Origin of the sequence: Flavobacterium sp. MEB061 (assembly GCF_000834715.1) — a bacterium.
GTDB classification, from domain to species: Bacteria; Bacteroidota; Bacteroidia; order Flavobacteriales; family Flavobacteriaceae; genus Flavobacterium; species Flavobacterium pectinovorum.
Genome location: NZ_JXQR01000074.1, coordinates 463,745 through 488,096 on the forward strand (window position 1 = coordinate 463,745; position 24,352 = coordinate 488,096).

Annotated in this window: 21 protein-coding genes; 15 read left to right on the forward strand and 6 right to left on the reverse strand. The window is 34.2% G+C overall.

From position 1 onward, the window contains the following. Positions 1-44 precede the first annotated feature (44 nt). Positions 45-665 carry a hypothetical protein gene (locus tag RT99_RS23160; RefSeq protein WP_042567088.1) on the reverse strand — a complete coding sequence of 207 codons (621 nt, stop codon included), beginning with the start codon at positions 663-665 and terminating at the stop codon, positions 45-47. Positions 666-991: 326 nt separating this feature from the next. Between RT99_RS23160 and RT99_RS23165 the strand changes: the two genes are divergently transcribed. Then, entirely contained in the window at positions 992-1,600 is a 609-nt protein-coding gene (locus RT99_RS23165) for a hypothetical protein (protein ID WP_042567089.1), read from the forward strand. A gap of 453 nt (positions 1,601-2,053) precedes the next feature. Here the strand turns inward: RT99_RS23165 and RT99_RS23170 are convergent, their stop codons facing one another. The 4 genes from RT99_RS23170 to RT99_RS23185 form a co-directional block, all read right to left on the reverse strand. Next, positions 2,054-2,506: an Lrp/AsnC family transcriptional regulator gene (locus tag RT99_RS23170; protein WP_035644147.1), complete on the reverse strand. Its 453-nt coding sequence runs from the start codon at positions 2,504-2,506 to the stop codon at positions 2,054-2,056. Between the two features lie 228 nt (positions 2,507-2,734). After that, positions 2,735-3,727, reverse strand: coding sequence for a bile acid:sodium symporter family protein (locus RT99_RS23175; RefSeq protein WP_042567090.1), 993 nt, complete (start codon positions 3,725-3,727; stop codon positions 2,735-2,737). Positions 3,728-3,784: 57 nt separating this feature from the next. Continuing rightward, positions 3,785-4,816, reverse strand: coding sequence for a methionine synthase (locus tag RT99_RS23180; protein ID WP_042567091.1), 1,032 nt, complete (start codon positions 4,814-4,816; stop codon positions 3,785-3,787). Positions 4,817-4,846: 30 nt separating this feature from the next. After that, complete coding sequence (locus RT99_RS23185) at positions 4,847-5,899, reverse strand: DUF1852 domain-containing protein (protein WP_207384908.1); 1,053 nt, start codon at positions 5,897-5,899, stop codon at positions 4,847-4,849. Between the two features lie 267 nt (positions 5,900-6,166). Here RT99_RS23185 and RT99_RS23190 point away from each other — a divergent pair, with 267 nt between their 5' ends. From RT99_RS23190 to RT99_RS23240, 12 genes are all read left to right on the forward strand, one after another. Then, complete coding sequence (locus tag RT99_RS23190; protein ID WP_042567092.1) at positions 6,167-6,796, forward strand: nitroreductase family protein; 630 nt, start codon at positions 6,167-6,169, stop codon at positions 6,794-6,796. A 230-nt stretch (positions 6,797-7,026) separates the two neighbouring features. Continuing rightward, positions 7,027-7,215, forward strand: coding sequence for an AraC family transcriptional regulator (locus RT99_RS25190; RefSeq protein ID WP_117614834.1), 189 nt, complete (start codon positions 7,027-7,029; stop codon positions 7,213-7,215). Between the two features lie 94 nt (positions 7,216-7,309). After that, positions 7,310-7,750 (forward strand): hypothetical protein, encoded by a 441-nt coding sequence (locus tag RT99_RS23195; protein ID WP_042567093.1) that lies wholly within the window; start codon positions 7,310-7,312, stop codon positions 7,748-7,750. 334 nt (positions 7,751-8,084) lie between these two features. Beyond that, positions 8,085-8,741, forward strand: coding sequence for a M23 family metallopeptidase (locus RT99_RS23200; protein ID WP_159438466.1), 657 nt, complete (start codon positions 8,085-8,087; stop codon positions 8,739-8,741). A gap of 93 nt (positions 8,742-8,834) precedes the next feature. Then, positions 8,835-9,974: an AraC family transcriptional regulator gene (locus RT99_RS23205; protein WP_165587226.1), complete on the forward strand. Its 1,140-nt coding sequence runs from the start codon at positions 8,835-8,837 to the stop codon at positions 9,972-9,974. 138 nt (positions 9,975-10,112) lie between these two features. Beyond that, a complete protein-coding gene (locus RT99_RS23210; protein WP_082037005.1) occupies positions 10,113-11,000 on the forward strand; it encodes an alpha/beta fold hydrolase in 888 nt (295 codons plus the stop codon). 467 nt (positions 11,001-11,467) lie between these two features. Next, the gene (locus tag RT99_RS23215) at positions 11,468-12,229 is read left to right on the forward strand and encodes a phosphatase PAP2 family protein (RefSeq protein WP_042567095.1); all 762 of its coding nucleotides are present in this window, start codon (positions 11,468-11,470) and stop codon (positions 12,227-12,229) included. Positions 12,230-12,297: 68 nt separating this feature from the next. After that, complete coding sequence (locus RT99_RS23220) at positions 12,298-12,978, forward strand: response regulator transcription factor (protein ID WP_042567096.1); 681 nt, start codon at positions 12,298-12,300, stop codon at positions 12,976-12,978. Beyond that, a complete protein-coding gene (locus RT99_RS23225; protein WP_042567097.1) occupies positions 12,968-14,233 on the forward strand; it encodes a HAMP domain-containing sensor histidine kinase in 1,266 nt (421 codons plus the stop codon). The genes RT99_RS23220 and RT99_RS23225 overlap by 11 nt, the downstream gene beginning before the upstream one ends. 64 nt (positions 14,234-14,297) lie before the next feature. Continuing rightward, positions 14,298-16,709 (forward strand): TonB-dependent receptor domain-containing protein, encoded by a 2,412-nt coding sequence (locus RT99_RS23230; RefSeq protein ID WP_042567098.1) that lies wholly within the window; start codon positions 14,298-14,300, stop codon positions 16,707-16,709. Positions 16,710-16,784: 75 nt separating this feature from the next. Further along, positions 16,785-18,743, forward strand: coding sequence for an LTA synthase family protein (locus RT99_RS23235; protein WP_042567099.1), 1,959 nt, complete (start codon positions 16,785-16,787; stop codon positions 18,741-18,743). Next, the gene (locus RT99_RS23240) at positions 18,743-19,624 is read left to right on the forward strand and encodes a diacylglycerol kinase family protein (protein ID WP_042567100.1); all 882 of its coding nucleotides are present in this window, start codon (positions 18,743-18,745) and stop codon (positions 19,622-19,624) included. The genes RT99_RS23235 and RT99_RS23240 overlap by 1 nt, the downstream gene beginning before the upstream one ends. 76 nt (positions 19,625-19,700) lie before the next feature. On the opposite strand, the gene RT99_RS23245 is transcribed toward RT99_RS23240, so the two are convergent. Next, positions 19,701-20,459 (reverse strand): phosphatase PAP2 family protein, encoded by a 759-nt coding sequence (locus RT99_RS23245; RefSeq protein WP_082037006.1) that lies wholly within the window; start codon positions 20,457-20,459, stop codon positions 19,701-19,703. 290 nt (positions 20,460-20,749) lie between these two features. Between RT99_RS23245 and RT99_RS23250 the strand changes: the two genes are divergently transcribed. Together RT99_RS23250 and RT99_RS23255 are read left to right on the forward strand one after the other, a co-directional pair. Continuing rightward, positions 20,750-22,930 carry a TonB-dependent receptor gene (locus RT99_RS23250; protein WP_052483776.1) on the forward strand — a complete coding sequence of 727 codons (2,181 nt, stop codon included), beginning with the start codon at positions 20,750-20,752 and terminating at the stop codon, positions 22,928-22,930. Between the two features lie 321 nt (positions 22,931-23,251). Further along, positions 23,252-23,989 carry a hypothetical protein gene (locus RT99_RS23255; protein WP_042567102.1) on the forward strand — a complete coding sequence of 246 codons (738 nt, stop codon included), beginning with the start codon at positions 23,252-23,254 and terminating at the stop codon, positions 23,987-23,989. Positions 23,990-24,352 lie beyond the last annotated feature (363 nt).

Below are 24,352 nucleotides of genomic sequence, written 5' to 3' on the forward strand. Positions count from 1 at the left end.
ACCAGCAGTTTTTAATTTTAACTAATTTTCTTTGTCTGAAGATATTATACCTTTTTATCTTCCCAGTCAATCAAATTATTATCTTTCAAATAATCACTCATTAGACTTGCAAAATCTATCGTTAAGTTTAAAAAATGGTGGGCTGGTAAACTTATTCTAAAGTTTTGAATAAATTCTTTACCAGGCTTTGGTGGAAAACCATCTTGGAATAAAATATTAGTGCCAGTTATAGTGTATCTAAAATGACTTATTGAATTTCTTATCTTGTTTACTAAACTTTGTAATAAGTGTTGCTTATAATCCTTTCCAGAATCATCAAACATGTTTTCCCATAACATAATTACCATAGAGTATCGAACAAGAAAATCGGTATCAGTTTTTAAATTTAATTTATTCTCTATTGTATTATAAAGATCATCTATGTTTTCTTTAACATATCTATCCAGCAGTTCATGACTTCGGACAAGTGTCAAATATGCAAATGATAATAAATTTGGTATTGAATCAAAATCATGCCTTTCGTTATCATCAGCAAACTCAGCATTTAAGAATGCTTGATACTTTTCTCTTATTTTATCTACATCTCCGTTTTTGGAAGACATCGCATAAAATTTTAACAATTTAATTGCAACATATACTTGTAACCATTCTGATTTTGGAATCATTTTTTGTCTAATTTAAAGGATTATCAATTTTGTTATTTACTTAGTCAAAGATACTTGTTTAGTGCGCAGTGTTTTTGCGCAGTAAAAAAAGTATTCAATTTCTCTTGAATTTTATTTAACCTATCGTGCGGATTTGTAATACGTGCCCGCAAAGTATGTCTTAACAGATTAAAAAAAAGAAAAATCAATTTTTATTAATAATAGGAACGGGCTCAGAAAGAATTACTACAACAGATTTAATCATTTTAATAAGTGTTTAAATTAGGTTCTCAAGCCAGTGAAAAAAAATGTATTTTTGTTAACGAAATCGTAAAATTTATAGAAGTATGCCAAGCCAAAGACTCAGGGATGCAGCACAAAGAAAGCAAGTGCTTGCTCATATAAACACCCAAATTATCATTATAAAAGAATATTTACGTGCGTTGCCTTGGCAGGAACTTCCCCTCACAAAAGTGTGCGGTAGTACTCAAATAAAATATACATTTAACTATCCTCCGAATATTAAAGAAATGTACACCGAATTAGAAAGACTTGCTGAAAATGAAGAAGCAGATAAGGGGATTCACCAGATTTATAATTATGCAGTTTATGGCGACACAGAAATGCAATTCAGTGGACTAAATCCCAGTATAACTTTACAAGGTCAATTTAACCGCATTGATGTTCTTGGAGGTTTTGCAATGAATTTCAGAAATCTGGGACTTGGTTCTAAAATTTATAAATATATAACATCTGATGAGGGATACATCACCTCTGCTGAATCTGATATATTTACCCAAACAAAAAATTCTTTAAGTTCCTCAATGATCTGGTTTAGTTTATACAATGATGATGAGGTCCTCGTTCACACTGACGAAAACAGAATAATTGCCGTTATGTCAGAAGATCTTGAAAAATACCAGCCAGTTATCAATGAATTTCTAAATCTGCAGTAATTTTTTACATTTTGTGGCAAAATTTGATATAAAACTAAATGTATTTTTCCATAAATCCCCAACATGACATCCAAACCAAATTCATAAAGCCTATGAAAGACAGACACTAGATATAGTATGCCAATTTCTTTAAATTATTCATAAAATGTTTTGTAATTTGTATCGTAGTAGTCGCAAGCTGAAAAGCCCATTTCTAACGAAATGCCCCCAAATAGTGTCTAACTTTTTGGGGGCATTTCAGAGACATTTGCACGGCTTTTTATAAGGAACTCTTTGGAATATTCGGATTTATAGTTCTTAATCAAAAAAGTAATATCTGATATAAAACCTATCGTGCGGATTTACAATCCGTGTCCGCAAATTATATTTCTACAAATAAAAAAGTAAGTCTAGTTTTTATTAATACTAGGAACAGCCAAGGAAAGAATTTCCGTACTATCGTTGCTCGCGGAACTATCCGTAGAGATTTTTTATCTCCGACATAACAAAGGTACTTTGGGTACTCCCTATACTTTCAACTGATCCCAATTTATTAAACACAAAATCCTGATAATGCTTCATGTCTTTGGCAGAAACTTTCATTAAAAAATCGTAATCACCAGAGATATTGTAACATTCTACAACTTCTTCTATTTTCATAATATCACTAACAAACTGATTGCCAATATTACGATCGTGCTGTTTAAGTTTGATATTACAGAAAACAATGAATCCCCTGTTTAATTTTTCTGCATCAAGCAGGGCAATATATTTTTTTATATAACCATTGTTTTCCAATCTTTTAATTCGCTCAAAAACAGGCGATGCCGAAAGATTTACCATCTTAGCAAGCTCTTTTACAGTATATTTAGAATTATCGTGAAGTATATTTAATAACTGAAGATCAATATCGTCTATTTGTTCCATAGAATATTTACTTTAAAGAGGTTTAATTTATTTTTTAAAACAGAATAAAATTCTTCAAATATAACCAAAAACAACACAAAAATCTTATTTTACACAAGTTAAAAAAATAACATACTGCAGCGTTTATCTTCACAGTATAAAAATCTAAAAGGCATTATTTTATAGCAGGGAGCGTTATCCTTGGTACCCTTTATCAAAAAAAGATAAAGAGCCACGTCATAAATAAAATTATACTTTTTTTCGTCGAGCCATACCCTGAGCGATGATACTAGCGGCAATCAATTGCAAGGCATGGTAAAGCATGAGCGGCAGCAATACGATGCCGGTGATAGTACTGTGCTGAAAAAGTACTTTTGACATAACGGTGCCGTGTACCAATGACTTTTTAGACCCGCAGAATAAGACAGTAATACGATCTTCATCTGAAAAACCAAGCAGGCGGCTCAGTAGTCCGACACAAAAGAATACGGCAAAAAACAACGCCATCATCCCTGCAGCGAGTCCGGCAAGTTCAAGGGCAGTGAAGCCTTCAAAAAGATGTTCGGAAAATGACTTGCAAAACGACGTGTAAATAATCGTTAGAATAACTGCCTGATCGAAATATTTGAGCTGTTTCTTGTATTTTTCGGCAATGGCGCCGAAACGGGAATTGAGACTTATGCCAATGATGACAGGCAGCAAAACTTGAAGAATCAACTTTATGACGATTTGAGTGACATCAAAATCGCCTGTCGCAGAAGCAATAAACAGCCCAACCCAGAGAGGCGTAACGACTACTCCAATCAAACTGGAAATGCTTGCATTGAAAATGGCTGCAGGAATGTTTCCCTTAGCAATGGAAACCATGACCACCGAAGATGAAACTGTGGACGGTAATGCTGCCAAAAAAAATACGCCCAGCCAAAGCAACTCGAAGCCGTTATTAACAAACAACGGGCGAAATGACAAAACAATGAGCGGAAAAAATAAAAAGGTTGTCAACTGGACGACAATGTGCATTTTCCAGTTGGAAAGTCCGGCTTTTAGTTTCTCAACACTTAGCCGTAAGCCATAAAACAAGAAAATCAACGAAACGCCTGCATTGGCAATCTCCTCCAGCGAAACAGGTTCTTTGACCATACCTGGCTTTGGCAAAAAATAAGCCATCAGAATCATGGTGGCTATCATTAACAGGAAACCGTCGAAACCTGCTTTTTTTAATACTTCTAATAATTTCTTCAATGTGTTTAAATATTATTCCTCCGTGGAGGCACGGAATTCATTATTAATATATTGAGACTAAATCCCAAGTTCTTTACGTATAATTTCTGCTCCTGCGCTTAAAGCACTTAACTTGCCTCTGGCTACATCTCTAGATAACGGTGCCATACCGCAGTTTGTAGAGGGGTAAAGATTTTCGGCATCTACAAACTCAAGAGCTTTACGCAGGGTAGCAGCTACTTCTTCTGGTGTTTCGATAGTGTTGGTTGCCACATCAATGGCACCGACCATTACTTTTTTACCGCGAACAAGTTCCATTAAATCTAATGGCACATTGGAGTTGTGACATTCTAAAGACACCACATCAATTTTAGATTTTTGAATTTTCGGAAAAATTTCTTCATATTGTCGCCACTCTGAACCTAATGTCTTTTTCCAATCAGTATTTGCCTGTATTCCATAACCATAACAAATATGAACCGCAGTTTGACAATGTAAACCTTCAATGGCTCTTTCTAATGCTGCCATTCCCCAATCGTTTACTTCATCAAAGAACACATTAAATGCAGGTTCATCAAACTGGATAATATCTACCCCTGCGTCTTGAAGTTCTCTTGCTTCTTCATTGAGTGCTTTCGCAAATTCCCACGCCAATTTTTCCCGGCTTTTATAATGGTCGTTGTACAAGGTATCTACCATTGTCAGTGGGCCTGGCAATGCCCATTTTATAGGCTTGTTAGTCTGTTTACGCAAAAATTTAGCATCTTCAACAAAAACTGCTTTTTGACGTGCAACCTCACCTACAACCACTGGAACACTCGCGTCATAACGGTTACGGATTTTTACTGTTTTACGATTTTCAAAATCTACACCGCTTAAATGCTCGATAAAAGTCGTTACAAAATGCTGGCGTGTCTGCTCGCCGTCACAAATAATATCAAGATCTGCCAATTGCTGTTCCTGCAGAGAAATACGCAAAGCATCTTGTTTTCCTTCAAGTAGCTGATCACCTTCTAATTTCCATGGTGACCAAAGTTTTTCGGGTGGTGCAAGCCAGGCAGGTTTGGGTAAACTTCCAACAATAGAGGTGGGTAATAATAATTTCTTCATAATAGTATAATTTTAATGCGTTGTAATCAATTAAAGGGTAAAATTAGCAGACCATTGTTCCAGGAGACTTTTGTAAGGCTTAATGAAATGCTCTTCTGCATATTTACCCTGTTCAACAGCCAGTCGGCCGCGCTCTTCGCGGTCGTAAACCACGCGAGTCAGTGAATAATCTTCGTGTTTAAGAGTAGGTTGATAAATTTTCCCAGCCACTGAATTTGCATTGTAAATTTCAGGGCGATAAATCTTCTGGAAAGTTTCCATCGTGCTGATTGAGCTGATGAGTCCAAGATCAGTATAATCAGCAAGCAGATCTCCGGAATGATAAAAAGCCATCGGTGCCACACTATTCGAAGGCATGAAAAAACGAACTTTTAAGCCCATTTTAGAGAAATATTCATCAGTGATAGAATACTGATCCTGCAAGTACTCAAAACCCAGAACCGGATGCTGATACGCAGTGCGAGTATAAGTTTTGTTGCTCGATACACTTAGACAAATGATCGGTGACATTCTAAAGTGCTCTTTATAAGTGGCTGAATTGACAAAACACTTATAAAGTTTTCCGTGCAAATCACCAAAATTTTCAGGAATACAAAAATTAGCTTTATTTTTATTGTGTTCGATCAATAAAATACTGAAATCATAATCACGGACATAAGACGAAAAATTATTTCCGGCAATACCTTCGATACGCTGGCTAGTCTTGTGGTCAAAAATATTCGTTTTTAAAACTTCAATCAACGGCAGATTGTTAATACCATTCTTATCATCAATACTCATCGTTACTGTGATGATTTCAAGTTCTACAAGGTAACGATCCCCTTTTGGATTATCTAAATGAGCCAATGCATTGAATCGATTGTTAATCATATTTAAGGCATTACGTAAGTTTTGCTGGCGATTAGCTCCTCTAGCCAGGTTTGCAAAATTGGTTGTCAAACGCGTTTGACTTGAGGGGTGATAGTTTTCATCTAAACAAGTGCTCTCTAATGTGAATGCAAAATCATTTTGGATTGTATTCTGGGTGTTTACACTATTCTGCTTTTCGCTTATTCCCCTATCTTCTTGTATATTCGCTTTCATCTGATGATAATGTTTAGTTTTTTTACCTTGCAAATTTGAATATAAAAGATTAAATATTTTTATTTATACATAAATTAAGTTAATTATTCTTTTAAAATTTATTTTTAAAGATTATTAATCTTTAAACAAATATAATAATGAAGAAAAACAGATAAATATTCTTTAGCAACCTAAGATGATTGATTTGGAGTTTCCCAGAGCGCTTCAAAAACTCGAAAAAGAAAACAATATCATTTATATTTGCCAAAATTTAAGATAGACATAGTAATGAATTTGATAGAAAATTTAAAATGGCGATACGCCACAAAAGCTTACAATAACATTAAAGTAACAGAAGAGAAGATCGATCAGATCTTAGAGGCTATAAATCTTTCAGCATCTTCTTGTGGTCTGCAATCTTACCGTGTTTTTGTTGTAAGCAACCCGGAAATCCAAAAGAAATTAGGTGCTGATTCGTATAATAAACAGATTAGCTCTTGCTCTCATTTGTTGGTTTTTGCTGCATTCACTGACATGTCTTCGACTTACATTGACGATTACATGGCAATGACAGAAAAGCAAAGAGGTCTTGATGCTGGTGCCTTATCAGGATTTAGAAATGGACTGCATTCCTATTTTAGCGCTATCAACGCAGAGCAAAAAGCACTTTGGGCTGCCAAACAGGCTTATATTGCACTAGGAACTGCACTCATTGCTGCAGCAGAATTGAAAGTGGATGCCACTCCTATCGAAGGATTTAACGCCGCCACTATCGATGAGGTTTTGAGTTTGAAAGAAAAAGGGTTGCATTCTACAGTTATCCTCGCTTTAGGATATCGGGATTCGGAAAAAGACTATATGTCAGCCACGAAAAAAGTTCGTTTGCCTATAGATGAAATGATAACGAAAGTTTACTAATAGCTACTAAATTTATAATCAAGAAATTTATCAAATGCTATTACATCTTAATAAATTTACAAAATGCATATGTTTTAACATTCAACCTTAACAAGACATACAAACCTCCTCTTAATCAAAATTCAAAACAATTATCTTACAAATTAACTTGAAAGTAAGCCAATTTCTTTAAATCGTTCATAAAATAGTTTGTAAATTGTGAACTCAACGTCACAGCCAAATGGTGTCAATTGTCTTCAATTGACACCATTTTTTTTTTTACTACTTCTACTAAATACGATAACTTTAAATCATTTTTTGCCTTTATTTCTTTCTCTAAAGGATTAGAATCTGGATTCACTTCGAAGACAACATTTCACAATGCCTTCAAAAAATCTACAGGTATGACACCAAACAGTTTTCGGAATACCAATAAATAAGTTCGGATTTCTCCAGTCTTAAGATATTTGGACTTTATCGGTTTTTATTTCATTTAGGTTTGCCATCATAATCAACTTAATCATTGCAATTTATATGAAATTAAATCGACTCATTTTTACGACTGCGATTTTGTCTGCAGTCTCGGTCCAAGCACAAACTACCGAAAAAAAGAACCAGCTGGAATTTTCGACAGGCTATAATTTTGGCTATTTGAAAAACCTCGAGTTTGCGCCAGTGTCAATGTATGAGTATGAAGGCTCGGTGTATAAATTAAATTACACACATACTAGTAAAAAAGAAAATCTATTTGAAATTAAGATGGATTATCTTTCATCTGAACTAAAAACCGATAAACTTTCCAATCTCAATAATGATTTTGCGAAAGCCGGGTTGGGTTTTTCTTATCTCAAAAAGATTTATGATAAAGATCGATTTGTTATATATGGAGGACTTCAATCACAGACCAATACTTCTATTTATAGCAATCCAAACACTTCTTCTCTTAATAATGAGGATTATTATACGCTACATTAGGAATTTGGAATAACGGGTAGATTTAGATACCAATCTAGTGACAAAAAATATTTATCATCAAAATTAACTCTTCCTGTAGTATTACTTAGAGTTACCAACGCAGAAGGTAAGTTTATACCATAGACAACTATCAAAGTGTTTTATGGGAATTAGAGTATGGTTATAAACTTTCTAATCATTTTGATGTAAAAGCAGTCTATAATTTTAATTATGCGAGGCTTCAGGTGCCAAGTGCATACAGAGAACTGCAGCATCAATTAAATCTGGGTATTAACTATAAATTTTAATTATGAAACAAATCAAATCTTTGGGATGCTTTTTTGCAATTATCTTTATGGTTTTATTTACCTCCTGTGCAGACATGCTTATGGGTGATGAAGGAAAATACGATGAAGACATCTATTTAAATTACAAGACAAAAACAGTATTAGAATTGCCTTTTGAAGACGACTGGTATATAGTCGCAGGAGGGAAATCTCTAGAATTAAATCATCATTTTATGCCTAACCGGCACCAGAGATATGCACTGGACATTGTTCATATAATAAACAGAAGAGGGAATACAGGAGACGGAACCAAAAATGAAGATTATTATTGTTTTGGGAAACGTTTGAATGCGCCTGGAGACGGAAAGATAATAGCGATGGAAAACGCAATTGAGGATAATGTTCCCGGAATTAAAAACAGTAAGCAATCGTTAGGGAATTATATTATTATTGATCATTTGAATGGGGAGTTTTCCTTTATGCTTCATTTAAAAAAGAATTCTATAATAGTAGCGGTCGGAGATACGGTAGAGAGAGGCCAGCAGGTTGGTCTGGCTGGAAACAGCGGTTATTCTACAGGGCCGCATCTGCATTATCATCTGCAGACAACTTCATCTCTTACAACTGGTGTTGGTCTCCCTATGCAATTTCAAAACTACTATGCCGACGATGTTTTTACAGAGAGAGGAGAGCCAATTACTTCCCAGATAGTGAGGAAAAATTAAAAAATGATAATTTTAGAATCTGCATTTATTTAGTAATTTTATCCTTTTTAGAAAAACAATCGAAACCTAATACTAGGCTAAAAAATGCTTTATATGGACCAACTAATGAGCTTTTTTGTTGCAGGAACTACTTTACTGCTGGCATTTTTAATCTTTGCAAATATCAATCAGACAAACAGTAAAGTTAATCGATGGTTTGTTTTTTTTATTTTATGCATTTTCCTTATTCAGTTTAATGATCTGTTAGAAAAAACGGAGTTTCTAAAAATAAGAAGGATTACAAATGATTTCTTGGGTATAGTAGATTTTATCGTAGCTCCGGTTTTCTATTTTAGTGTAATTTATTTTATTACGCCTAATAGAAAATGGCAAATAAGAGATCATTTTCATTTTGCATTTGCTTTTATAATTTTAGTACTGCTTTCAATCTCGCTCCTAATAGAGATAAAAAATCCTCCTAGAGCAGAGGATAAAGAAAATGCCGCTATAATTATTACTGTTTTTAATTTAGTCTTCTCTTGTCAAGTTGCCGTTTATTGTATTGCTGCTTACAGAGAAATCACAGTTTATCAAAAGAATTTACTTCTGTACACTTCAGACACATCGGAAACCAATTTAAAATGGCTACAAAAAGTAGTAGTTTGTGTATTAATCATAACTGGGGTGTGGTTAATTGATAATGTTTTTAAACTAGCAAAAATCTATGCTTTTTTTGACATTATCGCTAGTGCTATCTATCTTTTCGGGATTTTTTATATTTCCTATTTTTCTTTAAAACAAAAAAAATATTATCCACTTAATAAACAGGAAAAAGAGCAAATCGACACCATTATTTCTGAGAGTTCTGACTTAGAAGGCAAGCCCAAAAAACTGATCTCTGATAAGGATTTACAAGAAATAAAATCTGCTCTAATTCACATAATGGACAATGAAAAACCTTTTTTGAATCCTGAATTGAGTTTATTTAAATTAGCTTCTCAATTGGATATTTCATCTCATCTGCTTTCTTATGTCATCAATAATGGCTGTGACGAAAATTTTTATCAATTTATCAATAGGTACAGAATCGAAGAAGCAAAAAAAATGATTCAGGATCCCGGTATGCAGTATTTAAGTTTAATGGGAATTGCTTTTGAAGTTGGATTCAATTCTAAAACGGTCTTTAATACTACTTTTAAGAAAAGTACCAATCAGACCCCGTCTGAATTTAAAAAATCTAACCTTTTAATATAACTCTTTTACACTATTATTATTTTTTTTCTGTGATAGTGGCTTTGCAGCTTATTTTAAATAGGTTCTGATTCATAAATCAGAACCTATAATGGCTAAATTATAGCAATATTTGTGTTCTATTTACTAAAAAATACACACATGATTTTTACAAAAGCATCCCGGAAATTAACTCCGAACAAAACCACAAACGTTACATTATTATGTACTTTTATACTCACTATTTCTGCTTTTATTTTTACTTCTTGTTCCGATGATGATAAAAATAGTACTGCCGAATATCCGGGAACTACAGTGAATTTAGGAACTCATAAACTCATGGCCTATACAGTAGCTAAAAACTCAAAATATCTGGTTGTTTTTGAATCCGGGCATGGTAATGATCACACGTCCTGGTACAGCAGCGGAAAATCTTCTGAGATTTTATCTATCGCTGATTTTTTAGATTCTGACGTTTTACTTTACGATAGAGCCGGTTATGGGAAATCAGAATTCAATACTGAGCCCAGAGATATTAATAAATTAAGAAGTGAGCTTGAAACAGTTATTGATCAATTTGCAAAAGGCAGAAAAGTAGTCCTTGTAGGTCATTCACTAGGAGGAATGATTATTAGAGATTATGCAATAAAAAATCCTGCAAAAGTTGCAGGATTATTATTCGTTGATTCTTCTCACGAAAAAAAAAATCATATTTCGCAAGACGAACTAAATACATTTTATAATAATTATAAAATTACTTACGGCGCAAATTCAGGCATAGCACTGGAAACTCTGCAATTAATTGAAGATTTTAAATATATGGAAGTTTTGCCTAATTTACCTGATGTTCCAACCATTATACTGACAAGTATGAAAATTGATGCCCAAAATGATGCCGCATCAAAACAACAATGGTATGATGCCCACCAATCTCTAAAGGTCGGAGTAACTGATTTTACACATATTACCACAGTAAATTCTGGACATTTTATCCAACTTGACGAGCCTAAACTAGTTTTAGAGAATATTAAACTATTGTTACTTAAATAATTTCTCATATTACTGGAGTTGCCTCAAATTTTACCACAAAACATAAAGGCGATTTTTAAAGATATCTCAGTTATATTTATTGCAAAATCGTGGCACTAGGGGATTTTAAAAACAGAAAACACAATAAATAAATAACTGTCAAATTGAGTTCGAAGCATAGAGCGATCTTATGAGTTTTTATCAATCCCTAAAGGGACATCCAAAATAAAATCATAATTTCTTCGTAAAAAATGAAACTTCAATTTGCCAAAATCTCTGCGATTGCGGTTAGAGACTATTGGCAGTACTTTAATTCTGATCTTTTCTTTTTAATGTTTTCGGGTAAATATTATACTTATTTAATGAAATAATCTTACGTGTAATATTATAATTAAATTTCCACCTTATATTTTGTATTGATTTAAAAATAATAATACCTTTAATAAACACTGATCAATGTATATTAGCAACAACAAACCAATCATTTGATGAGAAAAATAATTATCCTTGTTATTTTACAGTTTTTATCCTACTCTACTTTAGGGCAAAATGCCTCTCCAACGGATTCTATAATAAATGATACCGTTAAAAATATCAGGTTTAATTACAAACAGCTTATCATTCCGGGAGTTTTAATAGGATATGGTTTTTGGGGAGCTGAAAGCGGCCAGATAAAAAGTTTCAACTTTCAAATCCGTGACGAATTTACAGAGGACATTGATCAAAAGGTTACAATAGATGATTTTTCAAGATATGTTCCTGCTGTTTCTGTTTATGCGCTTAATGCGTTTGGGGTCAAGGGAAAAAATAATATGCGGGACCGATCTGTAATTCTGGCGACTTCAACTATTATAACCGTGGGAACTGTTTTTGCTTTGAAGTCGGTTACTAATGTAGAACGCCCGGATGGATCTTCTAATAATTCATTTCCTTCCGGTCATACCGCTATCGCTTTTGCGGGCGCTGAATTTTTATATCAGGAATATAAAGACAAATCCATATGGTACGGCGTGGCGGGGTATGCGGTGGCTGCAGGTACTGGGATATTTCGAATGTACAACAACAGGCACTGGCTTACAGATGTAGCCGCAGGTGCAGGAATTGGAATTCTGAGTACCAAAATTGCCTACTGGATGAATCCCTATATTTCAAGAAAATTATTTCATGGTGAACAAAATAAATCGACATCTTTTATAGCCCCTTCATACGATGGTAAGAATTTTACAATCTGCTATTTTAAAACATTTTAGGATTATTAAATTTTAATTAAGAACCCTTTTATTCAGTTTTTCTTCAGAATTCATTTGTAAATTGCAGCATGAAAATTCTTATTATTGAAGATGAGCGCGAAATTGCGCAAAGCATCAAAGACTACTTTAAAACAAACGGCATTCAATGCGAAACCGCCGAAAACTATAATTTGGCACTCACCAAAATAGACAGTTATGATTACGACTGTATCTTATTGGATCTTATGCTGCCAGATGGTGATGGTTTTGATATTTTAAAAGAGTTAAAAGCTAAAAATAAAACCGAAGGCGTAATTATTATCTCAGCAAAAGAAAACCTTGAAACGCGTTTGGAGGGATTTAATCTGGGCGCTGACGATTATTTGACTAAACCTTTTCATCTGGCTGAATTATTGGTTCGCATGCAGGCGCTTATACGTCGTAAAAATTTTAAAGGAAGCAATAGTGTTGTCTTTAATGAAATTGCGGTCGATATTTTCTCCAAAACAGTAGCTGTAAATGATATAAAACTGGATCTTACCAAAAAAGAATTAGATTTACTTTTGTTTTTAATTGGCAACGAAAATAAAGTATTATCAAAATCTGCCATTGCAGAACATCTTTCCGGTGATATGGCAGATATGCTGGACAATCATGATTTTATATATGCCCATATCAAAAATCTTAAAAAGAAACTAACTCAGGCCGGCAGCGGAGATTATATAAAAACGGTGTACGGCTTAGGATACAAATGGGAAAATGAGCAATAAAAAACTACTTCTTAAAACAACCAACAGTTTTCTTATTTATGCTGTTGTTATACTTTTAATAGCAGCGCCGGTATTTTATTATACCTGCCAATGGCTCTACATTTATGAAACAGATGAAGTACTGCTTTTTCATAAAGGGGCTTTTGTAAATGAGAGCCATAGCAATTATAAAGCTGCTGATATTGCGGCATGGAACAAATACAATCATAATGTTACTATTGTGCCCGATATGGGCGTAACCAAAGATTCCATCGTTGGTGAGATGATTTTTGAAGCCATAGCCAATGAAAAAGAGCCTTTTCGCATACTTTATGCCCCGGTAGAAATAAACGGAAAAAAGTATACTTATATAGAAAAGCGTAATCTGGTAGAAATGGAAGGAATGGTCATTAGCGTTGCGTTTATGTTCCTTTTTATCATCATTATCCTGCTGACAGGGATTATCTGGATATCCAAAAAATCGGCTGCACAAATCTGGAAACCTTTCTATAATACACTGAGCCAGATTGAGGAGTTTGAAATTGATAAAAATAATTCGCCGCAATTTATTGCAACAGATATTGATGAATTTGACAGGCTTAATAAAAGTCTGGAGCGCTTAATAGAAAAAAACATTATTATTTATAAAAGTCAAAGAGAATTTGTGGAAAATGCAGCTCATGAACTTCAGACCCCTTTAGCTTTATTTCAGACTAAAATTGACACGCTGCAACAATTGGACTTAACCCGCGAACAATCTGAGTTGGTGGGATCTCTCAACAAGGATGTTTCAAGATTAAACAGACTGAATAAAAACCTTTTATTACTTTCTAAAATTGATAATGAAATTTATCTGGAACAGGAAACCATTATTTTAAATGAATATATTGATAAAAATCTTGATTTCTTCATTGAACAGGCACAAGCCAAAAATGTAAAAATCAATACGCATTTTAAAAATATTCTAAGAACAAAAGGAAATATTGCCCTGACAGAAGTGCTGCTTAATAATTTATTTCTAAATGCCATTCGCCACAATATAAAAAATGGCGTAATTGATATTATCATAGAAAACAATTCCCTCAAATTTGTCAATACTGGTCAGGAAACACCGTTGGGAGCGCAGAGTATCTTTAATCGTTTTTCAAAAGTAAACCCTTCATCACAAGGAAATGGGCTGGGACTGGCAATTATCAAAAAAATCTGCGAAATTAACCATTGGGATATCCGTTATTCTTTTACTGAAAATCTGCATATTTTTGAGGTGATTTTCTAAAAATTCAAACTTCCTACAGAATCACTTTTGAGCTTTGTACTATTCTTTTTTTTAAATAGTATAAATGAAATCAAAAACACTACTGCTCTTCTCTTTTCTGCTGATAGCCGTAATGCAATTATCTGCCCAGAAAAAAACTGTAATTCTTTCGGGAATTATTACCGATAGTAAATCCAAAGTTGCGATACCTTACGCCAATGTTGTTTTAAAATCTTCAAAAGATTCTAAAATTTTCTTCGGAACCGTTAGCGGCGAAGATGGACGCTTTACCATAACAGGAGTAAATTCAGGAAATTTTACGCTGGAAGTAACTTCAATTGGTTTTAAAATAAAATCAAAGTCCGTATTTGTTGGCAGTCTTTCTGATTATCTGGATCTTGGAACTGTCGAACTTGAAGAAGACATCAATACTTTATCTGAAGTAATGGTAAGCTCCAACATGCAAAAAAATCCTGTTACAATGGATAAAAAAGTGTTTGCAGTCGCTGATAATATTACGCAAAGCGGAGGTTCAGTTTTGCAGTCGATGCAGAGTTTGCCCGGTGTTACCGTTCAGAATGGAAAAGTACAGTTAAGAGGAAATGATAAAGTTACCATCTTAATTGACGGGAAGCAAACTGCGCTAACAGGATTTGGAAATCAGTCGGGACTGGATAATATTCCCGCTTCTGCTATCGAAAAAATTGAAATCATCAATAATCCTTCCTCAAAATATGATGCAAACGGAAATGCCGGAATCATCAATATCATCTATAAAAAAAATAAGCAGGATGGCTTAAATGGTAAAATTGGAATCAGTTCGGGTTATGGCGCGTTGTGGGAGCGTAAGGCAAATCTTCCCACGATCAGGGATCAATATCACATGACGCCAAAAATCAATCCGAGCCTGTCTTTAAATTACAGAAAAAATAAAGTAAACACTTATTTACAAGCCGATTATCTGTATACTGAAACCCTAAACAAAAATGAGTTTGTAACCAGAACCTATGATGATGGAACGATAATCAACCAACAAACCAAGCGAAATCGTGACACGCATTTTACGACTATTAAAACCGGAATCGACTGGAATTATAACGACAAAAACACTTTTTCATTTTCCGGATTATTTGGAAGCGAAAAAATTATCGATCACGGAGATGAGCCTTTTTTTAACCAAGATTATTCTCAGCGTTTGCGCTTATGGCAATTTTTAGAAGATGAGCTTAAGACAACCGTCATGGCAAGCGCTTCTTACCAGCATAAATTTAGACAAGCTGGGCGAAAATTAAATGCGGGAATTAATTACACGTACCATCAGGAAGATGAAAAATATTTCTTTGATAATATTCTGCCAGCTTCTACAGGACAAGATGCTTTTAAGTTACTTTCAGATGAAAAAGTAATCGATCTAAATTTAGATTATGTTCAGCCTTTAAAATACGGTCGTTTTGAAACGGGAATTAAATTTAGAAATCGGGAAATTCCAACCAACATGCAGTTTTTTCCGGGCGAAAACTCCCCTATCGATGCCAATGCAGGTGGTTGGGCCACTTATAAAGAACTCATTCCTGCTATTTATGGAAACTATATTTATGAAACAGAAAGAATTGAAGCTGAGTTGGGACTGCGTTATGAATATGTACAGCTAAAGTATGAGGTAAACCCCAATCATCCTACTTATAAAAGTAACGGTTATAATTATACAGAACCTTTTCCGAGTGTTAAGCTTGCTTACAAAATAGATGATAAAAATAAATTTACCGCTTTTTACAACCGCCGCGTTGACAGGCCTAATGAAGTCGATATCCGTATTTTTCCTAAATACGATGATGCTGAAATTATTAAAGTAGGAAATCCTGCCCTTCGTCCGCAGTACACAAGTGCCTTTGAAGTGGGGTATAAAACCGATTTTAAGAAGGGCTATTTTTTAGGTTCACTTTATTACCGGGTTGTAAACGGTACAATTACCCGAATTGCAACAACAGTTCCCGGCAGTCCTATCATTTATAATGTGTTTCAGAATGCCATGGAAAGTTCTTCTTTTGGGATTGAGCTTGTCTTTGCAAAAGAAATTACGCCTTGGTATTCTTTTAATCTGAATGGAAATTTATATAAAAATACTATAGACGCTTTTACTGTAACCAATTTATATCCGGTTCCGTCAATTTATAGCGGAAGTCTTCAGGAAATTACTTCGGGTAATGTAAAATGGAATAATACTTTTCAATTTAACAAAACACTTTCCGGACAGGTTTCTATGGTTTATCTGGCACCGGACATTATTCCACAGGGAAAAATTGACTCTCGCTTTTCTACTGATCTTGGTGTAAAAAAGAGTGTGCAGAAAGGAAAAGGCGAAGTATTCATAAATGCCACCGATATCTTCAATACACTGGTAATAAAAAAAGAAATTCAGGGTGAAGGTTTCCGCTACACTAGCAAGGATTACTATGAGACACAAGTAGTTCGCTTTGGCTACAGTTATAAATTCTGATTTCCCAATAAAAACCAAAATTCAAAATAAATTCAGAATTGGATTATAAAATTTGCATTTCAATACTAAAAATATATGAATAAATTATCTTCAAAATACGGCAGATATTCGCTGTTGTTTCATTTCATTATCTGGTTTTTAACCCTTTCACTGTTGCTGAGAATTGCTTTTTTTATATGGCAATGTGACGAAGTTTCTTGGAGTTTAATTTCCATTTTAAGAACATTCTTTACAGGTTTGTTTTTTGATTTTGGTACTGTTACTTTCATTTCACTCTGCAGTATATTTTATTATAGTCTAATGCCCAATAAATGGATTGGCTCGATATTAGATAAAATCCTTATTTATTTTTTCACATCACTCACGGTCTTTATTCTTGTATTTACTTTTTTTGCCGAATTGACATTTTGGGATGAATTTAAAACCAGATTTAATTTTATAGCCGTTGATTATCTTATCTATACGCATGAAGTAGTAGCCAATATCAAACAGTCTTATCCGCTTCCTTTGCTAATTGGCGGGGTTTTACTGCTAAGTGCAGCATTTCTGTTTCTTTTTTATCAGCAAAAAGCTTTTACAACAACTTTTACTTCAAAATCAACTTTAAAAACCAGACTTTCAGTTTTATCCCCATCCATTATTGTGGCTCTTTTTTTTGGTTTCTTTATTAGAAATAATCAGGCGGAATGGTCTACAAACCGCTATAATTCTGAAATTTCAAAATCAGGAATTTATTCCTTTTTTGCCGCTTTTAGAAACAACCAGATGAAATATGTTGACTTCTATACTTCAATTCATAATGACAAAGCTTTTGGTGTTATAAGAAAGAAACTGGCAGCTGATAATGCTGTTTATTTTAAAAGTGATTATTCTATTCATAGAAAAATAACAGACAGTGCCACTTCCCTTAAAAACAAAAATGTCGTTTTTATTTTGGTCGAAAGCCTTAGCGGAAGTTTTCTTAAGGAGTTTGGAAATAAGGAAAACATAACTCCATTTCTGGACAGTCTCGCCCAAAAAAGTATCTTTTTTGAGGATTTATATGCCACGGGAACCAGAACGGTTCGAGGCATGGAGGCCGTTACTTTATGTATTCCTCCCACGCCGGGCCAGAGCATTGTAAAAAGACCTAATAACCAAAATCTATATACGGTTTCTAATGTTTTTAAAACCCGAAAATACGATTGTAATTTTTTCTATGGCGGAGACGGTTACTTTGATAATATGAATGCCTATTTTGGAGGCAACGGATTTACGATTTATGATCGTGGACGAGGAAGCGTTTTGAGCGACGAAATCAAAACCGTACGCCATAATATAAATGATAACGAAGTTACTTTTGAGAATGCGTGGGGAATTTGTGATCAGGACATTTTCAATAAAATGCTAAAAGTGGCAGATTTACAATACAAAGCCGGAAAGCCATTTTTTAATTTTGTAATGACAACATCCAATCACAGGCCTTTTACTTATCCTTCAGGAAAGATTGATATTCCATCGGGAACAAGCCGTGAAGGAGCGGTAAAATACACCGATTTTGCACTGAAAGAATTATTCAAAAAAGCCAAAACAAAACCCTGGTTTAAAAACACAGTATTTGTAATCATTGCAGACCATTGCGCCAGCAGCGCCGGAAAAGATGAAATAGATGTTGCCAATTACCATATTCCAGCCTTCATTGTGAATTTACCAGAGAATCAGAACCAAAAAATAGCCAAACAGTGTTCGCAAATCGACCTATGGCCTACTCTTTTTTCTTTGTTTCACTGGAACTATGAATCTGATTTTTTTGGAAAAAATGTTTTGGATGCCAATTTTGAACAAAGAGCATTAATGGGAACGTATCGCAAATTGGTTTTGATGAAAAAGGAAAAGGTAATGATTTTATCCGATCAGAAGAAACAAGCCTTTTACTCGTGGAACAAAAAAGACAATAGTCTTAAAGCTCTTACTATCGATCAATCATTTTTAGAAGAAACTATTTCATGGTACCAGACTGCCGATTTTCTTTTTACCAATAAACTTTTAAAATAATGATTTACATTCATTTTATAATCAATCCTATATCCGGAAGTGGAAAACACAATTTGTCTGCTTCCTATCTTTTAAGTCAATTTTCGAAAGAAAAATATAAAATTGAAATTGATTATACCAATCAAAAAAAGCATGCCATAATACTCACAAAAGCGGCTATTGTACACAATCCCGATTATATAATTGCTTGTGGCGGAGACGGAACCATCAACGAAGTAGCTTCTTGCCTTGTGGGAACTTCAATTAAGTTAGGAATTATTCCGGTAGGTTCAGGAAACGGGCTGGCCTCTAACTTGAATATTCCCAGAAATTTTGACAAAGCAATTGCTATCATTAAAAAAGGAAATGCAACAGCGATGGATGTGGGACAGCTAAATCACAAATACTTTTTCAGCAATATGGGTATCGGCATTGATGCCATGATTATAAAAAAATATGAGAGAGCAGGAAAAAGAACACTTCCCGCTTATATCAAGGCTGCATTATCTTCCAGCTTAGAATTTAAACCGCAAAAAACCATTGTACATTTTAACGATCAAATTATAGAAACAGATCCTTTGATGTTATTCATATCTAACTCAAACGAAATGGGGTACAATATGAGCCTGACTCCAAAAGCAAGTCTTCACGACGGATTATTGGATATGATTATTATACCGAAATTGTCTTTTTTTGAAAAAATTATGCTGGGTTATCATGTGCTTCGAAATTCAATTGAAAAATTTGAAAAGGCAAAACACTTTTTAGTAAAAGATATTCAAATCGAAATGCCGTCCAAAATCTTCATTGATGCTCAAATTGACGGGGAACAGTATAATTTAAAAACAAATGAAATAAAAGTAAGCATACTTCCCAACGGTTTGCAGGTTCTTGTTTTATAAAAACATAAATTCCATAGAGAGACTACATAATCTGTCTATGGAAATTAATTTTGTAATTCTTAATTTATATACTGCTTTAAAATTGCCTTACGAAACTGCATCCTAATTCTTTTCCGTTATAAAAAGGCATAATCATCGATGTGGTTTTATTTTCTTTTGAGGATTTAAAGACCTTATTCTGCAGATAAGGATATATCCAATAAGCAGCTTTTGTACTTAATATTCCTATACCTGCTCCCGCAACAACATCTGTAAGCCAGTGCCTGTCATTATACATTCTAAAAAGTCCCGTTCCTGTTGCCACTGCATATCCTGCAATTCCGTACCAAATTGATTGGTCCTTATATTCCTGATACATAAATTCGGCCCCTGCAAAAGCAGTAGCAGTATGTCCAGAAGGAAATGAGTTATTCGAAGACCCATCTGGTCTTTCAACTTTAGTAATGTTTTTCAGGGCAAATACCGAAGCGCTCATCATTAAATAAGAACTGGCCAAAATAATAGAGCGGTCTTTTAGGTTATTTTTCCCTTTTACGCCAAAAGCATTAAGTGCATAAACAGAAGCCGCAGGTGCCCACTGAGAAAAATCATCAATAGAAACTTTATGATCAATATCCTCATTTACTTCTTCCTTAATTTCTGAATTATAACTCTTAAGCTGATCACTTTCTAAACCAATAAATCCATATCCCAAAAGAACCCCGGGAATGATTAATTGTTTGTAATTGAACTTTAAATTAGGTACAGTATCTTGTACAGCAATTGTATCACTTATTGTGTTTTGTGCACAAATCGAAGTCATACCAAAAAGGAATAAGAGGAAGGTTTTTAACATTTTAAAAAAGATTAGAAATTACTAATTACGCTTGTTGAATAGAAAATAAACGTAGTTTTTCCTCATAGAAAACTGATTAAATTAGAATGATAAGTCTTTCTGTTAAAGATTAATAAGGCAAAGTTCAACCTGAAATCTGAAGAAATTCTGTATTTACGGTGTTAGTATTTTTTTTAACAAAAATTTAATCAGGCCCTCCATTTTCTTTAAATAAGCATGTATTATCCAATTGATTTTGTTATTGATTTTTATATATTTGTAACTATTTAAATTAAGTCTAAATAATACCAATGAAAATTTATACGCTCCTTTTACTGTTGTGCTTCACTATAAGTTCACTCTCTGCACAGCAAATTTCTAAATCAAACACTAAAACAGAAAAAGATAAAAAAACAGATCCACAAAGTCAGGATAGTATTTTAACCGATAAGCCAGCGGCTGATAATGAATTACAGGAAATTGTTGTTTCCGCATCAAGGAAGGCAGAGATTTTAGATGAAGTTCCTTCTTCGGTTACCTTATTATCCAAAAAACAAATACAGCAACAATTAAGCATTAGTTCTAATCTTAGTGATATCCTGGGAGCATCCGTACCAGGTCTTGGTTTTACTACCAATAGAACTCAGAATTTAGGACAGACTTTACGAGGCCGTCGTGTATTGGTTATGATTGACGGTATTCCTCAAAGTACACCTTTAAGAGATGGCGCCAAAGACATGCGATCTCTTGATCCTACTGTTTTAGAGCGTGTAGAAGTAATTAAGGGAGCAACTGCTATTTATGGTAATGGTGCAGACGGCGGTTTGATTAATTATATTACCAAAAAAGCCAATACTGATAAAGCGATTAGCGGATCAACAGAGGCAGGAACAGCTTTTTCTCTTATAAAGCCTAAAGGAACCGCCGGTTTCTTTGTTTCCCAGCTTTTTTCTGGAAAAATAAAGAAATTCGATTACGTAGTCAGTGGGCGTTATGAAGAGACGGGACTTTATCGGGATTCGAAAGGACGAGTACTTTCTCCGGAATACGGAATGAATGATCTTCAAAACTGGAATACTTTTGCAAAAATTGGTTATGATATCAATACCAATAACCGCCTGGAATTAATGTATAACTATTTTCAGAGTACACAGCATACCGATTATATAGCAAAAGCCGGTGTTTACGGTAATTTTGATTCGCCAACTACCGGAATTAGAGGACAGCGCCCGGGGGAACCTGAAGGAACACCTTATAACCATAATGCAAGTTTAAGTTATACTAGTGAAAATTTAATTGGAAATACGGATGTTAACGCAACGCTTTACTTTCAGGACTATCTTACACTAATCAACTACAGTGACTTTTTTGAAAATAACGGACAGCCTGCAACACAAAGCAAGAAACTGGGTTTTCGCTTAAATTTAAACACACCATACGAATTCAGTTCTCTTATATCAGGTAATTTAACTTATGGATTGGATATTCTTTCGGATATAACAGACACACATCTTACGGATGGAAGATTGGTAATTCCTGAAATGAATATGACGAATCTTGCACCTTATTTTCAGCTTAAAAACATGTTTGGACCGAACTTGGTATTAAAAACAGGTTTAAGGCTTGAGAATGTAAATATCGATGTACCGGATTACACCACTATTGGTATTCGTAATTATGTAAATGGAACTTATGTAGGCGGCGGGATTGCTGTAAATGGCGGAGCATTGGATTTCGATGCCCTTATGTTTAATGCCGGACTGCGTTATACAAAATGGGCTCTTTTTAAACCTTTTGTTAGTTTCTCTCAAAGTTTCAGCGTTGCCGATTTAGGTTTGGTACTTCGCGCTGCCAAAGAAAATACAGTTAGCAATACTTCGATAAAAGCGGTTACGGCCAATAATTATGAATTTGGATTCTCCGGATCACTGGCTAAACTTTCTTACGAAGGAGCTTTTTATTACAGTACATCAAAATTAGGCGCGTCTTATGTTTATGTTGATGGTAATCCGCAGATTTCCCGCTCACCTGAAAAAATTTATGGCTTTGAACTCTCAGCCAAGTATCGTCTTCATCCGAAAATTGATATTGGGGCAAATTATTCCTTTACGGAAGGGAAACGCGAACTAACCGATAAAAAAGTATATTTAGGAGGAGATCGTATAAATCCTCCAAAAATAGCAGCTTATACTGTTTTTAGACCACTTGAAGACTGGTCAATATTTCTACAAATGACAAGTACAAACGGCAGGGACAGATTTGAGCCTGTTAATGGCGCTTACACATACGGAACTGGTCCAATAAAATCTTTCACGGCTTTTAATCTTTCTTCAAGCTATACTTTAAAAGAAAAAAGTACAATTCGCCTTGGTGTCGAAAATTTATTTAATAAAGATTATTATTCGGTTATCTCCCAATGGCAGTCTAATAATATGAATTATGTCAAGGAAAATGGTACGCGGATAGCTATTAGCTTTACACAGGCATTCTAATAAATCTCTGACAACCTAAGATACGAATTTACATCAATCACCAACAGGACATCCAAACCAAAATACCAAGAGGAAGTAAAAAAGGACAAAGATTAACGAAATCTATCATAATTTCAAAAGCAAAAGGCGTACTAAATGGTATGCTTTTTTGTATTTAAAAGGGCAAAACAATTAAAATAATCACACAATTTTCTGTAATTTGTCTTTTTCTAAAACTCTTTAGCAACTTAAAATCCTTACATTTACCCGCTGGCTAATCAAATTTCGCTGTATAATTAATCAATTTAGCAGCGTCAGGTCAATTAATTTTAAGCAGTCAAGATGAAAAAACATACTGTAACAGTAGCATCGTTACCTTTAGATGATCATACACTATCGAATATTCAAATTAAGAAAGCCAATTTGTTACCAGATCTGCAATCGAGGCTGGATTCTATGGAAATGAAAGAAAAACCGATAATGGATTCTACCATTCCTTACAGGGATATGACAGATACGACGAGTAAAAAAGAAAGTATTGCCCGAATAATTGATAAACTGGACGTTGAAACCAGTCTTAGATATCAAAGAACTGTAGAAGACACCTATTGCAATGTATACTCTTATGATTATTGCTATTTCGCTAAAGTATATCTTCCAACCGTTTGGTGGACTCCCGAATCCCTTGAAAAAATTACACAAGGACAAGATGTAGAAGCTGTTTTTGAACAAACCGTAGACCGTATCTATTCCAGTGCCATACACGACTGGTTTTTAGAATGGGGACCAAATTTTGGATGGGAAAAAATGTTTACAGCTGAAGAAATCCAGCAGAAGGTAAATGCCAATGGCGGAATTGGAATAATTTGCGCCAAGAGAAGAGAAAAAGGTCTCTCCGGACACATTGTTCCCGTAGTTCCTGAAACAGAGCTGCATAAAGCATACCGCGAAAATGGCGTTGTCGTATATCCGTTGCAGTCACAGGCAGGAAAACTGAATTACAATTACTTTTCGGAGGTGAGAAAAGACTGGTGGAATGATGATTTGTATTCCTCTTATCTGTTTTATTATCACGAATAAAAACGCAATTCGCCATATCGTTAAACATTCTAAAAAAATATTGATTATCAACGAGATAACTACTTGGAAATACGATAATAAAAAACTATTTTTGCAACTTAGAAAAAACAAGAACAGCAAAAGTTGTGATTTAGCTATTCTCTTGCCTAAATTATTGATACAAAAGTGATTGATAACGAAAGTAATTTTATAACCTTATCATAAAATTTTACTTCTAAATTGATGTTTCAATCGATAAAATTGCAAAAAATCTAAAATATAAATTCCTATATTTTTAAAAGTAAACGAAAACTTTTATAATGGAGGCAACAATATGCTTAATCCGTTATAGGTTTCTTGTCTCTGGTTTTAACAGATTGAATT

Excerpts from the sequence above, each read along its gene's own strand:
- RT99_RS23160 (WP_042567088.1), bottom strand. The coding sequence starts at position 665 with ATGATTCCAAAATCAGAATGGTTACAAGTATATGTTGCAATTAAATTG.
- RT99_RS23165 (WP_042567089.1), top strand. The coding sequence starts at position 992 with ATGCCAAGCCAAAGACTCAGGGATGCAGCACAAAGAAAGCAAGTGCTT.
- RT99_RS23170 (WP_035644147.1), bottom strand. The coding sequence starts at position 2,506 with ATGGAACAAATAGACGATATTGATCTTCAGTTATTAAATATACTTCAC.
- RT99_RS23180 (WP_042567091.1), bottom strand. The coding sequence starts at position 4,816 with ATGAAGAAATTATTATTACCCACCTCTATTGTTGGAAGTTTACCCAAA.
- RT99_RS23185 (WP_207384908.1), bottom strand. The coding sequence starts at position 5,899 with ATGAAAGCGAATATACAAGAAGATAGGGGAATAAGCGAAAAGCAGAAT.
- RT99_RS23190 (WP_042567092.1), top strand. The coding sequence starts at position 6,167 with ATGAATTTGATAGAAAATTTAAAATGGCGATACGCCACAAAAGCTTAC.
- RT99_RS23195 (WP_042567093.1), top strand. The coding sequence starts at position 7,310 with ATGAAATTAAATCGACTCATTTTTACGACTGCGATTTTGTCTGCAGTC.
- RT99_RS23200 (WP_159438466.1), top strand. The coding sequence starts at position 8,085 with ATGGTTTTATTTACCTCCTGTGCAGACATGCTTATGGGTGATGAAGGA.
- RT99_RS23205 (WP_165587226.1), top strand. The coding sequence starts at position 8,835 with ATGGACCAACTAATGAGCTTTTTTGTTGCAGGAACTACTTTACTGCTG.
- RT99_RS23210 (WP_082037005.1), top strand. The coding sequence starts at position 10,113 with ATGATTTTTACAAAAGCATCCCGGAAATTAACTCCGAACAAAACCACA.
- RT99_RS23215 (WP_042567095.1), top strand. The coding sequence starts at position 11,468 with ATGAGAAAAATAATTATCCTTGTTATTTTACAGTTTTTATCCTACTCT.
- RT99_RS23220 (WP_042567096.1), top strand. The coding sequence starts at position 12,298 with ATGAAAATTCTTATTATTGAAGATGAGCGCGAAATTGCGCAAAGCATC.
- RT99_RS23225 (WP_042567097.1), top strand. The coding sequence starts at position 12,968 with ATGAGCAATAAAAAACTACTTCTTAAAACAACCAACAGTTTTCTTATT.
- RT99_RS23230 (WP_042567098.1), top strand. The coding sequence starts at position 14,298 with ATGAAATCAAAAACACTACTGCTCTTCTCTTTTCTGCTGATAGCCGTA.
- RT99_RS23235 (WP_042567099.1), top strand. The coding sequence starts at position 16,785 with ATGAATAAATTATCTTCAAAATACGGCAGATATTCGCTGTTGTTTCAT.
- RT99_RS23240 (WP_042567100.1), top strand. The coding sequence starts at position 18,743 with ATGATTTACATTCATTTTATAATCAATCCTATATCCGGAAGTGGAAAA.
- RT99_RS23245 (WP_082037006.1), bottom strand. The coding sequence starts at position 20,459 with ATGTTAAAAACCTTCCTCTTATTCCTTTTTGGTATGACTTCGATTTGT.
- RT99_RS23250 (WP_052483776.1), top strand. The coding sequence starts at position 20,750 with ATGAAAATTTATACGCTCCTTTTACTGTTGTGCTTCACTATAAGTTCA.
- RT99_RS23255 (WP_042567102.1), top strand. The coding sequence starts at position 23,252 with ATGAAAAAACATACTGTAACAGTAGCATCGTTACCTTTAGATGATCAT.